The sequence below is a fragment of the Niallia sp. 03133 genome (assembly GCF_052663225.1).
Map to the genome: position 1 here is coordinate 38,068 of NZ_JBQTCY010000002.1, position 14,712 is coordinate 52,779.

General features: G+C 35.6%; 11 protein-coding genes and 2 other annotated features (1 of these 13 only partly in view). Of the genes, 1 reads left to right on the top strand and 10 read right to left on the bottom strand.

Annotated features, from left to right (window positions below; genetic code table 11):
- Positions 1 to 97: a binding site (T-box leader), on the bottom strand; it reaches 153 nt to the left of the window's first position.
- Between the two features lie 497 nt (positions 98 to 594).
- Positions 595 to 851: a binding site (T-box leader), on the bottom strand.
- Between the two features lie 145 nt (positions 852 to 996).
- The 4 genes from ACTYBU_RS02700 to ACTYBU_RS02715 all read right to left on the bottom strand — a co-directional run bounded on the left by ACTYBU_RS02700 (position 997) and on the right by ACTYBU_RS02715 (position 7,245).
- Positions 997 to 2,163, bottom strand: a complete 1,167-nt coding sequence (locus tag ACTYBU_RS02700; protein WP_445486941.1) for a M20 family metallopeptidase — start codon at positions 2,161 to 2,163, stop codon at positions 997 to 999.
- A gap of 720 nt (positions 2,164 to 2,883) precedes the next feature.
- Positions 2,884 to 3,693: an adenosylmethionine decarboxylase gene (speD, locus tag ACTYBU_RS02705; protein WP_445486942.1), complete on the bottom strand. Its 810-nt coding sequence runs from the start codon at positions 3,691 to 3,693 to the stop codon at positions 2,884 to 2,886.
- A 215-nt stretch (positions 3,694 to 3,908) separates the two neighbouring features.
- Positions 3,909 to 4,838, bottom strand: a complete 930-nt coding sequence (gene glsA, locus ACTYBU_RS02710) for a glutaminase A (protein ID WP_445486944.1) — start codon at positions 4,836 to 4,838, stop codon at positions 3,909 to 3,911.
- Between the two features lie 178 nt (positions 4,839 to 5,016).
- Positions 5,017 to 7,245, bottom strand: a complete 2,229-nt coding sequence (locus ACTYBU_RS02715) for a sensor domain-containing protein (RefSeq protein WP_445486946.1) — start codon at positions 7,243 to 7,245, stop codon at positions 5,017 to 5,019.
- 376 nt (positions 7,246 to 7,621) lie between these two features.
- On the opposite strand from ACTYBU_RS02715, the gene ACTYBU_RS02720 reads away from it, so the two are divergent.
- A complete protein-coding gene (locus tag ACTYBU_RS02720) occupies positions 7,622 to 8,248 on the top strand; it encodes a ribonuclease H1 domain-containing protein (RefSeq protein WP_445486948.1) in 627 nt (208 codons plus the stop codon).
- Between the two features lie 151 nt (positions 8,249 to 8,399).
- On the opposite strand, the gene dacB is transcribed toward ACTYBU_RS02720, so the two are convergent.
- The 6 genes from dacB to ACTYBU_RS02750 form a co-directional block, all read right to left on the bottom strand.
- Positions 8,400 to 9,881, bottom strand: coding sequence for a D-alanyl-D-alanine carboxypeptidase/D-alanyl-D-alanine endopeptidase (gene dacB / locus ACTYBU_RS02725; protein ID WP_445486950.1), 1,482 nt, complete (start codon positions 9,879 to 9,881; stop codon positions 8,400 to 8,402).
- A 70-nt stretch (positions 9,882 to 9,951) separates the two neighbouring features.
- Positions 9,952 to 10,128 (bottom strand): zinc finger domain-containing protein, encoded by a 177-nt coding sequence (locus tag ACTYBU_RS02730; protein WP_445487542.1) that lies wholly within the window; start codon positions 10,126 to 10,128, stop codon positions 9,952 to 9,954.
- An 82-nt stretch (positions 10,129 to 10,210) separates the two neighbouring features.
- Complete coding sequence (locus tag ACTYBU_RS02735) at positions 10,211 to 11,239, bottom strand: STAS domain-containing protein (RefSeq protein WP_445486952.1); 1,029 nt, start codon at positions 11,237 to 11,239, stop codon at positions 10,211 to 10,213.
- 26 nt (positions 11,240 to 11,265) lie between these two features.
- The gene (locus ACTYBU_RS02740; protein ID WP_445486954.1) at positions 11,266 to 11,871 is read right to left on the bottom strand and encodes a hypothetical protein; all 606 of its coding nucleotides are present in this window, start codon (positions 11,869 to 11,871) and stop codon (positions 11,266 to 11,268) included.
- Positions 11,872 to 11,906: 35 nt separating this feature from the next.
- Complete coding sequence (locus tag ACTYBU_RS02745) at positions 11,907 to 13,292, bottom strand: DEAD/DEAH box helicase (protein WP_445486956.1); 1,386 nt, start codon at positions 13,290 to 13,292, stop codon at positions 11,907 to 11,909.
- Positions 13,293 to 13,639: 347 nt separating this feature from the next.
- Positions 13,640 to 14,698, bottom strand: a complete 1,059-nt coding sequence (locus tag ACTYBU_RS02750; protein ID WP_445486958.1) for an undecaprenyldiphospho-muramoylpentapeptide beta-N-acetylglucosaminyltransferase — start codon at positions 14,696 to 14,698, stop codon at positions 13,640 to 13,642.
- Positions 14,699 to 14,712 lie beyond the last annotated feature (14 nt).

Genomic DNA, 14,712 nt, shown 5'->3' on the forward strand with positions numbered 1-14,712 from the left:
GTGGTAAATAATTCTTTCCAAGTTAGGAAGCTTTCAGCCTTGTCTTCCCTCTCTGTCAACCATTCAGTATTATTCATATCCTTTTCATTGCATATGTCTATTCAAATGTTTGAAGAACAAAAGCGCAAGCGCCTTGATCATCGCCGTAAAAACTGGCCGATTAACTACGCCACGGCCTTATGTCTTCATCGGCACTTGTACATCCTTATACTTCGGAAGGGCATCGACTGAGATAAGACGAACCTTCTATCATGGCGATTTCCCCCTGATGGTTAGTTGAGTCGATCAGGTTTTTACGGGCAGTTTTTTCACCTACTTCACAATTCTTAGGCGATAAATTACTGCCCGTTATAACGTGATAAAGGAAACCCGATGAGCGCAAGCGTAGATGTTGACTTATCGTAGGGAGATGACCTGAAGTTTGATAGGTGATAGGCGCTGGCCGATTAAGTACGCAACGTCCTGTTGCAACATCGGCACTTGTACATCCTGTACGTTGGAGCTGGACGCGGACCATACTGCTTAGTTATCCACCACTCTATTTCGTTTATCATTTCCTAGACAAAAATAAAAAAACACACATTCATCCCTTAAAAAAGGGACGAGTGTGTGTTTATCTCGTGGTTCCACCCAAGTTCCCGCAAAAAGGAAAAGCTATCGTTTAGGCTGAAAACTTTTCTATCTTGCGGCTCGATTTGCTGTATCGTAGCATCTACGGTATTGATTACTAGTATTTCACCAATACAGCTCAAAGGTGGTAAGTCATTCCTTCAAGGCTAGGAAGTTTCCAGCAATAGCTTCCCTCTCTGTAAACTGAATAGAATCACTCATGTCCTTATCATCGCACATTTGAAATTTCCATAATTATATAAAAATATGAATAATTTGTCAATGTTGATTTTTTCCTATATTTTGAGAAAAAGAATGGTTCTTTGTCATTCCATACTTTTTATAAATTGTACTTTGTGATGTACTTATTCAAATAATAATCAATGCTTAACGCTGCTGTTTAAATTCATCTTTTATTTGCTGTAGGAGTTCTTTATTCGTTAAAACTTCCAAACCTGTTAAAGCCATTGATTTCGCACCGAGAATCATCGCTTCTCTAGCCTGCTTCGTCATGGCAGCTTCCCTGAATTCATGGGTATGGCATGCATATGCTTCATTACATATTTTAATATATGGATGAATGGATGGAACAACTTGACTTACATTTCCCATGTCTAACGATCCTGAACCATCTCGTTGATCGAAAATTTCTTCTTCCCTTACACCTAATGAAGTCAATTTTTTTGTAAAAACTTCCGACAGCGTGTTATTTGTCATCATATCATCATAGGAAAACTCGTAATTAGAGACAGTAATTTTTGCACCAGTCTGCAGAGCAGCACCTTCTGCACATTTCTTTACTTTTTCCACCAACTCATTTACATAACTTCTTTTGGCTGCTCGAACATAAAATTGAGCTACTGCATAATCAGGCACTACGTTTGCGGCTTTTCCACCTTCAGTAATAACCCCGTGTATTCTTGCATCAGAAGTAACATGCTGACGCAGAGCATTGATGCTGTTAAAGGTTTGAATGACTGCATCAAGTGCATTAATGCCTTTATGGGGGCTGGCAGCAGCATGGGCAGACTTTCCAAAAAACTCAAATTGTATAGCATCCATTGCCAATGAGCTTCCGCTTTTTATATAGTTATCTAAGGGATGAACCATCATTGCAACATCTAATTCAGAAAAAATACCAGTCTCCGCCATTGTCACCTTTCCGCCTTTTGTTTCCTCTGCTGGCGTTCCGTACACAATGATTTTTCCTCCAATCTCGTTTAGTACCTTGCTAAGACCAATGCCTGCTGCAACACTCATTGTTCCGATTAAATTATGTCCACATGCGTGCCCAACCTCTGGCAGCGCATCGTATTCCGCCATAAATCCAATAACAGGCCCTTCTTTTCCACTGTCGTATGTGGCAGTAAAGGCTGTAGGCAAGCTGCAAGTTCCGGTTTCTACTATAAAATCATGTTTATTTAACAATTCTGTCAGTGCAGCACATGCTTTAAATTCTTCGTGGCCTAATTCGGGATTTTCTCCAATATATATACTAATATCATAAAATTCTTTTTTATATTGTTCAATTCCTTCTATGATGTTGTTTATCACAAGTATCCAGCACCTTTCCATTATTCTACTAAAATAGTTTAGCAAATATAGAATTAAAAGAATAGTGATTATGACTAAAAATAAGAAAATGAGAATAAATATAGAACAAAAGCGCAAGCGCCTTGCTCATCACCGTACAAACTGGCCGATTAACTACGCCACGTCCTTATGTCTTCATCGGCACTTGTACATCCTTATACTTCGGAAGGGCTTCGACTGAGATAAGACGAACCTTCTATCAGGGCGATTTTCCCCTGATGGTTAGTTGAGTCGATCAGGTTTTTACGGGCAGTTTTTTCACCTACTTCACAATTCTTAGGCGATACCTTACTGCCCGTTATAACGTGATAAAGGAAACACGATGAGCGCAAGCGTAGATGTTGACTTATCGTAGGGAGATGACCTGAAGTTTGATAGGAGATAGGCGCTGGCCGATTAAGTACGCAACGTCCTGTTGCAACATCGGCACTTGTACATCCTGTACGTCGGAGCTGGATGCGAACCATACTGCTAAGTTCTTCACAACTCTATTTCGTTTATCATTTCCTAGACAACAATAAAAGAGAAAAACGTCAATGTTTTCCCTCTTTAGTAGATTAGATTTGACTTATATTTGACTTTCTATGGATCGATGGCGGGCGGCTATCGAATTTCACGTCTGTTCCCTACGATAAGTCAAATGCCCTTCAGCTCCAACGTCGAATTAGCAAGTCGCTTTCCTTAACCATCGATATTTTTCCCATAAAAAATTTCATTCATTTCCATATTTAGTTTTTCTGTAATCAAAGATTGTTCGTCTACTGATAAATCTCCCATATGATATCCGAATAAATAATTATTTAAATCGAATTTTTTCAACTTGCATTTTGTATGAAAAATGTTCTCTTGATAGATATTAACGTCAATCATATCGAATTGTTTTTTTATTTCATAAGGGATATAGTTCTGGATTGAATTAATATCATGATCGATAAACAGTTTGTGGCCATTGATATCCCTCGTAAATCCTCTAACTCGATAATCCATGATCATAATATCTGTATCAAAGGAATAAATTAAGTAATTTAATGCTTTTAATGGAGAAATTTCTCCGCATGTGGATACATCAATATCTGCCCGGAACGTGCTTATTCCCTCATCTGGATGATATTCTGGATAGGTATGTACCGTTATATGGCTTTTATCAAGGTGCATGACAACTGAATCAGGAAGTGGGCCAGGGGATTCTTCAAAAACATCTTTTGGTGCTTCTGAAACTGGCCCTTCTGAAACAAGCAATGTAACACTTGCCCCTTGTGGTTCATAATCTTGTTTGGCAATATTTAATACATGGGCACCAATTATATCGGATACATCTTTTAAAATATTCGTCAGCCGATCTGCATTATACTGTTCATCAATATATTGTAAGTATGCTTCTCTTTCTTTTTTTGTTTTTGTATAGCAAATATCATACATATTAAAGCTTAACGACTTGGTTAAATTATTAAATCCATGCAATTCGATCCGTTGTTGTGGTGTTAAATTCACTTTGCTTATCCCCCTGTCTTTCTATCTTGCATGTATATTCTAAAAAAATCATACGAGTAAGTAGTTTTATCATACCCGGACAAAAATATTTTAATCAGAAACCTGCAGATGTTTTCGGAAAATTCCATTAGAGATACCAGAAAAAAAGGATTATCTTTTATAAACGACAACCCTTTTTCTAAAAGGCTGCTATTAATAAAAGATAATCCTATTCTTTAAAACATGCTTAAGGAATATTTTTCAGCGAGCATTTCTAATAATTTTAACCCGGCAACACTATTTCCCTTTTCATCTAGAGCAGGACCAGAAATGCCGATGCCGAATCGGTTGGGAACGGCTCCTAATATCCCACCGGATACTCCGCTTTTTGCTGGAATGCCGACACGCACCGCAAATTCTCCAGAAGCATTGTACATGCCGCATGTCACCATAAAGGTTTTGCAAATGCGGGCAACATATGCCGGCATAATTCTTTTTTGCGTTATTGGTTCTATCCCATCCAACGCAAAAATAATGCCGATTCTTGCTAAATCTAAACAGTTTACTTCAATGGCACATTGTTTCGTATACAAGTCTAATAATTCTTCTACATCTTCATTAATAATGCCATGCTGCTTCATAAAATAGCATAAGGATCTATTTAAATGAGAAGTCTCAAATTCAGACTGTGATACTACTGCTGAATAGGTAATGTCTTCGTTTCCAGTCAATAGCTGGACAAAAGACAAAATCTTATTCAGCCGTTCTTCCACAGAGTCTCCCTTGATCATATGCGTTACGGCCAAGGCACCAGCATTAATCATGGGATTAAGCGGCTTTGACGGATTGCTCATTTCTAATTTTACAATTGAATTAAAAGGGTCGCCTGTAGGCTCATATCCTACTTTACTGAACACATGCTCTTCACCGCACTCAATTAAGGCAAGAGCAAGGGTCAATACTTTTGAGATGCTTTGAAGAGTGATCTTTTCATGAATGTCGCCAGCAGATATACAATTTCCGTCTGGATGATATACAGCAATAGATAAATCATCCCCATTTGCTTTTTTTAATGCAGGGATATAATCTGCTACTTTGCCAAGCTTTGTGTATTGCTTTGCTTCATTTAATAAATTTTCTAATTCTTTACTTGTTTGACAAGGCATTTAATTTCACCAACTTTATTAGATTATCCCAATACAATAGGATTTCGACTATTTAATGCTTTTTCTATGTTACCTGCAAACGGATGGATTATTCAAATAAGAACGCTTCGTTTACGATATTTTTTGTACTATCATTATTTTTGTCTAGTCACTCGTCATAAATAACTCTATCAGAAAATTACCTTCTTTTGGAGCTATTTAGTATTGGCAAAATAAATTCTTCCATTTCATCAGCAGGAAGAGGTTTTCTAAAATAGTACCCTTGTCCATATTTACAATGATTATCTATTAAAAACTGAACCTGTTCCTTTTCTTCAATCCCTTCTGCTATAACAGAAAAATGCATATTTTGGCCAATATCAATTATTCCTTTTACCAAGGAACCTTGATGTACAGGATGTACAATGTCATCAACAAACGATTTGTCGATTTTTATTGAGTCTATAGGCAAATATTTTAAATAACTAAGGGAGGAATATCCTTTTCCAAAATCATCAATGGAAATTTGGAAGCCTAAGTTTTTTAGTTCATGAAGAATCATAATAGACTGTTCAATATCTTGCATAATACTTTCTGTGATTTCTAACACAATCAAGTTGGGATCTACTTTAAGCTCCAGTACTATACCATATAGTTCTTTTACAAATTCCTTCGCTTGAAGCTGTCTAACAGATATATTGATGCTAATCTTAAATGGGGCCACATTTGCTTCATCCCATTTTTTCTTCTGTATACAGGCTTGCGTAAAAACCCATTTGCCAATAGGTATGATAAGATTAGTTTCTTCTGCAATCGGAATAAACTCATCTGGAGGAATAAAGCCATGCTTGGAATGAAACCAACGCAGCAATGCCTCAAATCCAATTATTTTTCCTGAATGCAATTCAACCTGTGGCTGATAATAAAGCTGGAGTTCCTTGTATTGAACAGCCTTTCTTAACGCCATTTCCAATTCCATTTTTCGAGAGCTTTTTTTTGCAAGCATAGAAGAATAAAATTGATAATTATTTTTTCCAGAATCTTTTGCAAGGTACATGGCTGCATCGGCATTTTTAGTTAAGGACTCTTGATCTGTCCCATCTTCAGGGTACATGCTGATTCCGATGCTTGGCGTGATATAAAATTCTTCTTTGTTAATAATAATGGGGCTGGCAAATGCAGCGATTATTGTGTTTACTGATAGTTTAACTTCTTCCCTATTTTTATTTTCCAGTATAATTAAGAATTCATCACCCCCGAGCCTTGAGACAAATACGTTTTCCTGTACTGCTTTAGTTAAACGGCTTGCTACTTTTTTTAGCAAAATATCTCCAATAGAATGTCCTCTTGTATCATTAATACGTTTAAATTGATCTAAATCGAGAAATAAGATGGCCATTGTTTGAATAGCAGAATCATGTAAACGTTCATTTAAATATTCCCGGTACCTGTTTCTGTTGGGCAGGTCCGTTAAAGTATCAACAAATGCTAGATTATTTATCATACGTTCGGTTATTTTCCGTTTGGTTATATCTTTTCCAACCACAAGAATCGCCTGTTTTCCAGCAAATAATATAGGCATGCAGGAAATTTCAACTTCTATTGATTTTCCATTAAATGTATGGATCAGTATTTCAAACCCAATGCTCTTCTTTTTCTTTTTTTGTTGTTCTGAAAATTGTTTGTTTATACGGTTGAAATCATCAGTGGAAAGCAAAGCTTGAACTGGCTTTCCAATCAAATCCATTTGCTTTTCCTTCTGAAATAATTTGCTTCCTGCCTTGTTTATATAAAGTATTTTAGAATCGCTAATTACGGATACAATATCAGGGGACATCTCTACAAGTGTACTAAAACGATCTTCACTTTCTTTGCTATTTGTAATATCAAACAGAACACTTGTGAATTCGAACATATTATGATTTTGGTCTAATTTAGGTATTCCTTTATCTTTAATCCAGCGTATTTCACCATCAGGCTTTATAATTCTATAGATGCTAGTAACACTTTTACCTGTTTTTAATTGTTCTTTTCTTTTTGCAAGAGTATGCAAATCATCTGGATGAATTACTTCTTTCCAAAGCGAATGCCGGTGATAAAAATCATTGTTGGAACGTCCATATATTTTTTCCATTCCTGCTGTGATCATCAGCTTGTTCGATCTTAAATCATGATGCCATATTGCAATGTCCATCGTTTCAAATATAGTTTGCAATTTTATGTGACTGTTTTTTAATTCTTTCATGATCTTCGAAATATTTCGAAATAACAACATAAATACAAAAACAGAACCGATGCTAAATGTGATATGCAGCAGGACAGATAAAAAATTATTTAAATAGTGAAAAACTACGTCTAGAATTAGCGTAGAAGGAACAAAAAAGAATAATAATATTATCCATTTTGTATCTTTGCTTTTATCATTCAATTTCTTTTCTCCAATCATATGACTAATATTATATAACGGTTTTATAAGAGTACTAGGCCTAAAAAAAAATAGATAAAAATATCCCAAACTAATCATACATTTATTTTACAAATGTTAGTGAGTTGTAAAATTTGTCAAATGTCTTATCAGAAAAAACTTACTTGTATATATATCGGCAGTTAAGGAATATGTTTTAACCACCATTTTAAGCTTCAGGGGAGAAGAATTTTAACTGTGTATGAATGAATGGTTCTTGAGGAAAGTTTAGATTCTTCATAACGGAATAGTGCTTGGCTAAGATTTCTAACTAGAAGCATTCATTTCTCTCTTCCATATGTTATGATAGGAAAATGACAGCAAGTTGGAGGTTGGTTTAATGGCAAAAAAGAAATATTATGTCGTTTGGAATGGCAGAAAAACAGGGATTTTTTCGACCTGGGCTGAATGTGAAAAACAAACAAAGGGGTTCCAAGGTGCTTCCTTTAAATCCTTTCCATCATTAGAAGAAGCACAGGATGCTTTTTCACAAGGCAAAAATACTGGAACCGTTTCTCGTTCAAAAACGTCTGGCAAGCAAACACCAAATGCTTCACTTGAAATGATAGATGAAAACAGCATTTCTGTTGATGCGGCATGCAGCGGTAATCCAGGTTTAATGGAATATAGAGGAGTGCATACCAAAACCGGAGAGACCATTTTTCATTACGGCCCCGTATTTGGCACCAATAATATTGGCGAATTTCTTGGTATTGTACACGCCCTCTCCTATTTAAAAAAAGTAGGAAAAGAAACAACTATATACAGTGACAGTATGACTGCTCTTTCATGGGTGCGCAACAAAAAAGCGAATACTTCTTTAAAAAGAGACAGCAAAACTGAAGAACTATGGCTTATGATTGAACGTGCAGAAGCTTGGTTAAGACAAAACACCTATTCAAACAAAGTGCTTAAATGGGATACTAATCGATATGGGGAAATAAAAGCAGACTTTGGGAGAAAATAAGATGTAGAGGAAAGGGCAATACACGATTCATTTGAATCAAACTATTCAGCCCTTTTTATTTGCGTTTCGTTTACTCTACCTTTTAAAAATTGTAACTTCTGTAAATGATATAAATTATGCTTGTGAAATCCCATTTTTATAGACCTTAATACTAATACTGCTCTGCCAATATCTCCACTATCTTATCCTGAATCGCTTTTCCTTTTTCTTCGTCTATTAAATGATTTAACAAAATGGAAAAGATCATTCTTTTTCCGCTTTTTGTTTGTACATAACCAGTCAGTGTACTAACCGCAGACAAAGATCCTGTTTTTGCAAATACTTTTCCATTTGTATTCTCCGATTGCAGGCGGTTGCGGAGGGATCCGCCGACCATACGATCTTTGTTTCCTGAAACAGGCAAAGAATTTATATACACAGAGAACCAAGGCTTTTTTTGGACTGTAAATAATAGCATCGTTAGATCATTAGGTGTCAATAAATCAATTGGCGAAATACCAGATGCATCCCGCAGCAGCATGTTTTTTGGGTGAAGGCCAAAAGAAGGCAATTCTTCTTTCATCACTTCCAGCCCTTTTTCAAAGCTTCCTTCTCCTTTTTCTACTTTGCCCATTTCTTTTAGAAGGGTTTCTGCAATCGTATTGTTGCTAAGCTTCATAAATGGAATAAGAAGCTCAGATAATGGAACCGAGCTATGGGAAGCTAATAGGGATGGTAATTCAGGTGTCTCTCCTTCTTGTATGGCACCTTTCCATTGAATGTGGTTTTTCTCCATAGATTTGCTAAATAAATCAGCGGCATAGGTACTTGGATTCCATACGGAAATCCACTCTTTTTCCATGGATTCATCAACAGGGATGGTACCAGTTACTTCTATGGTTTTACTACCATGCAAGCGGGTAAATGACAGTTCTTTTTTTTCATTTTTATGTACGGTTCGTGTCTTATTGATTAATTTTACTTCATCTGTTTTCGGCTTGATTTCTATATTGCCAGGCTGACCGGCAGTTTTTGCTGGACTAATCTCAACGATAACAGTTCCTGCATCATAATCATTATTAGGAGAGGCTGTTAATGCCGAAATTTTTGCTCCATAATAAGTTTCTTCATCACTCCAAGCTAAATCAATAGAAAGCGGTGTAGAATCATACCAACTGCTATCAGCGATTAAATTGCCCTTTACTTGTTTGATTCCTTTATTTCTCAGGATTTTTGCCAATTCATCGAAATCAGATGTATGGAGTGTTGTGTCTCCTTTTCCCTTTATATAAAGATTTCCATGTAGCTTTCCTTTTTTTAGCATTCCGTCTGTAAAAATTTCCGTTTTAAAACGATAATCTTTCCCTAATACATTTAAGGCAGCAGCTGCTGTTAACAGCTTCATATTGGAAGCTGGCGCCAATCTCGTATTTCCTTGATACTCAAATATAATCTTGCCGCTCTGATCGTCACGAATGCTGATCCCGGCTAGACTTCCTTTTAAAGCAGGCTCATTTGATAATAAGTTCAGAATGTCAGAACTTAAATTGCTAGTCTGTCCTATCGCTTGCACATGCTGTTTGCTGCTCCAATTTTGTTGTAGCATGGTTGAAAAAACAAATAAAACCAATATCCCTTTTTTAATTGTTTTCATGCATTTCTCCCCTATTTTTCATCTAGCTAAACAGTATGGCCAGATTATGTAGGAAGTAAACAAATGCAATCTAATATTGACAGCCAGGACAATAGAATGTTTTCTTCGAAGAAATAGTTGTCTGAACAATTGTATTTCTGCATCGACTGCAAGTTTTTCCAGCCATATCATATACTCGACAATGTTCATTATAAGTTCCTGTTTTTTGATATTTTACAAAAAAAGGATGTTCTATGAATCCACCCATATCTGTTTGATTATTTTTGCCAGTTTTAAAGAAATTAATAAAAAAAGAAGAGAGCTTGTAAAGGCCTCTTCCAGTAATAATATTATTTTTCTTTCTTTTTGGTAATGATATCAAATCCAATTTGTTCAAGAGCAAATTCCACACCTTGTTCTAATGTCGCAAAGGATTGAATATTTTTTAAATCAACGCTTGCATTTACAAGATGAATACTAAGAGAAGCTGAAATACCTACTAATACACAGTTTCCTCCAATAAGCTCAATTGCCTTCACTAAGCCTTGCAATCGATGGACAATATACTCATCAAAGCCCTTTAAAGCAGTTAAATCCAACAGCAGATAACTCGCTCTTTGCTTAGTAAATTCATAAAGAGCTTTTTGCAATAAATCTTCCATCCGTTCATCGTTAAATTTTCCAACCAGTGGTATAACCAGTATTCCCTGCAATACAGGCAATACTGGTGTAGATAAGGTTTTGACAAGTCCCGATAATTCTTCTGTTCGTTTGTTTATTTCTTGTTCTAATTCATTGATATTTTTCTGTTCCTTCTGTCGTGCAAGATCATGTATATTTTGATTTGGCGTAATAGTCGAAGCAAAAAGTTCAATTTCATCATAATCATGTCCAGCTAATTGGCTTTGATTGATTTTGTACCACATATCTTCTTCAAATAATCCACTGAAAACTCCAGCCCAATGACATGGGAGGATTACGCCCGCTTGATGTTTATTTAATGACTCAAAAATACGATGTTCCCAGCTATTTTTTAAATGCACGATTACTTTTTTTTCTTCTAAAGAATAATGATGGATATGAACATTTCCCCAACCAGCATTTCTGTATATATCTGTATATTGCTTTAATATTTCTTCTATATCATATCGATTCTTATAATATTCACTAACTAGCTGTCCCATTCGGAAACCAGTGGCCTCAAATACCGTCGTCGATACATCTTCCCCTGATACTTCCTTGATCGTATGTAGAAAGAGTTCAATTGCAGAATCCCAAAATAATAGGGAAGGTGCTCCATCAAAAGTAAATATTCCGTTTTCTTTATCCCAAGCAAACTCATTTGAGTTAACTTTAACTTGAATAATAGAATTCTCCATTCTCCTCTACCCTCTCATCTCAAAATTTAATGATTGTTTCCTTCTAAATTCTTTTCCATTTGAAATAAAAAGGAGTAAATCAACTGCATTGCTTCTCTAATTTCCATGTTTTTAGAAAAATCGCTGAGCGTTTCAATTGGAAAATTAACTTCCCATAGTCCATCTTGATTATTAAATATTAGATTATATGTTTGCTCTTTATTCGTTATTATTTGATCAAAATATGCGCGTATAGAGGTTTCGAGCTTTTTAGGCAGTTTTAAGCCAAACATCGCTTCATAAGTACGAAATACAGAATCCACTTCTAATGTAACAGCATCAATTTTGATTAATTGAAATGCTTCTGTTTCCATATATAGATAATAATCGAGATTTTTTTCGAAATAATGCATCTTCTCCTCTAAAAAGGTGGACTCCATATTTTCCTTCACAATATCGTCGCTTTCTTTATCCGCTAGTTCCATATAAATAGGCTGGAATCTTTCAGCACTTTCCGTTACAGAAAGCGCTGCTTCCTCCAACAAGCCATGCTTTAAAACATAAGCCTTTTCTTCTGGTAAAAAAGTATACTTTCCATCTTTGTTTTTATTGTTTTGATTTTGAATATAGTGTTCAAATTGTTTCTTTAACAATCTATTTACTCCCTTCTATCCGTTCATGCTTGCCTTTACTTTTTTTTCGATTTTTTCGGCTTAAAAATGGCGCTTCCAGTTGCATTTTTATTTCTTCCTTTATTTAATGGTTTCTCCATTTTCTTTTGCTGTTTTTCCTCTTGTTTTTCTCGAGAAGAAATTGAAGTCTGTTTTTTTTCTTGTCTTTTTTCTGATGAAAATGCTTTTTCTTTAGACCTGCCTGTTCCTTTTCGACCTTTAGAAGTCCGAGTCGACTTGCCTGCTGCATTTTGCTGCTTTTTTACAACAGTCTGTTCTTTTTTGCCTTCCTCTTTTTTCGGAAGTTGAATTTTTTCAATTTTGATCTGTAATTGATTCTCAATCGAATCTAATAATAATCGGTCTTCTGATGTATAAAAAGTAATGGCTGCACCTTCAGAACCAGCTCTTCCTGTACGGCCAATTCTATGCACATAACTTTCAGCATCCAAAGGAATATCATAATTGAAAATATGGGTGATTCCATCGATATCCAATCCACGTGCTGCTACATCGGTTGCAATTAGCAATTGAAATTTTCCGTCTCTAAATTCTTTCATCACTTGTTCTCTTTTTCCTTGCGATAAATCGCCATGCAATTCCTTGCATGAAAAATGGTGGGCGCGTAATGCTTCATAAAGTTTGCTGACACGGCGTTTGGTCCGACAAAAAACAACGGCCATAAAAGGCTGCTCTTTTTTTATTATGGTCATTAAAGCTGCTTGTTTAACTCGTGGTGGAGTATGGATGCTCATTTGTTTCACTGTTAATGCTGGACCCTGCTTCTTTTCTACTGTAATAAAAATCCCATTATTTGTATATTTTTTCGCCAGTTTTTTAATTTCATCCGAGATGGTTGCCGAAAATAACAGTGTTTGACGGTCTTTTGGCGTTTGCTTCATAATGAAATCAATTTCTGGTAAAAAACCAATATGAAGCATTTGGTCTGCTTCATCCAATACAAGGCATGCTAATCGACTTAGGTCAACTGTTCCTCTTTTGATATGATCTATTAATCTTCCAGGTGTAGCTACTACTATTGATATTGATTTCTGAAGATGGTGTAATTGTTTTTCAACATCTTGACCTCCGTAAGCAGCTAACACATCAATATCATCACTTTTTATTTTATTTATCTCTTCAGTTATTTGTATGGCTAATTCCCGAGTCGGGCTAAGAATTAATGCTTGAATAAAGGTGGCTTTTCTATTTAATCTTTCTAATATAGGCAAGGCAAACGCAAATGTTTTTCCAGTCCCTGTTTGTGCCTGTGCCACAATATCTTTTCCGTCTAAAATAATCGGAATAGCTTTTTGTTGTATTGGTGTTGGTATTTTAATATGCTGTTTTTTTAATGTTTCCTGCAAGGCAGAAGAAATTCCTAATTGTCGAAAATCCTGCAAATGTATCCCTACTTTCTTTTGCCGCTAATACACGGCTGAACATTTCTTATTGTGGCTTTTTCCAGCAAAAATAGCAAGACAAAGGATAAAAAAATAGATATTCTGTTAAGAAAAGCGCAAGCGCCTTGCTCATTGCCGTACGAACTGGAAGGGCTTCGACTGAGATAAAGGAAACACGATGAGCGTTAGCGAATCGATGTTGACTTATCGTAGGGAGAAAACCTGAAGTTCGATAGGCAATAGGCGCTGGAGCTAGACAGCTATCAGACTTCCAAAAACTAATACTTTTTTATCTGTTAAAAAAGGGCTTTCCTAAATGATGGATAGCCCTTTTTGAAAATATAGTGTTAATATTTTTTTATTTCCTGAAGTATCGCTGTAAGTGCATCCTGCTTTGTGTTTTCATTCATGGCTTTTTTTAGGATATCTTGTTTATCATCCAATTCCTGTACCATTGCTAAAAACGTTTGAGGAGTTAAATCTTCTTCTTCCAACGTCAAGGAATAGCCCTTTTTGCTAAAAGATTCTGCATTTAAAATTTGGTCTCCCCTGCTTTGCTGTTTGCTTAATGGAATAATCAGCATAGGCAATTTTAACGCAAGAAATTCAAATATGGCATTGGATCCGCCTCTTGTAATTACCATACTGGTCGCCGCTAATATATCAGCAAGTTCATCATGAACATATTCCAGCTGCTTATACCCTCTATTATTTGTTAAACTCTCTGCAACATTGCCTTTTCCGCATAAATGAACAATTTGATATTTTTTTGTTAACTCTTCTAAATTTTCACGGATTGCTTCATTAATTTTTTTTGCCCCTAAACTTCCACCCATTACGGTAATAATCGGCTTCGCACTGCTAAAATCTAAAAAATGTCTACCGGCAGCTGCAGATCCTGTTAAAATAACTTTTCGAATCGGTGATCCAAAACAGGTACTTTTGTCTTTTGGTAGATAGTTTAATGTTTCTTCAAAAGAAGTAAAAATCTTCGAAGCAAATCGCATCGCAATTTTATTCGCAAGCCCAGGCGTTATATCGCTTTCGTGAATAATGACTGGAATTTTCAACATGCTTGCTGCAATAACTACGGGTACAGAAACAAATCCCCCTTTTGAAAAAACAACATCCGGTTTTATTTTTTTTAATAAGCTTCTAGCATCTAAACAACCTTTTAATACTTTAAAAATATCTTTTACATTTTCAACAGACAAATATCTTCTTAATTTTCCACTTGAGATAGAATAATAGGGTATATTTATTTTTTCGATCAGTTCTTTTTCAATGCCTTTTTTAGACCCAATATAATGCATATCCCATTCTTTATTATTTAATTCTTTAATTAATGCCAAATTTGGAGTAACATGCCCAGCTGTTCCTCCACCTGTAAAAACTATTTTCTTCAAAATTTCATCATTCT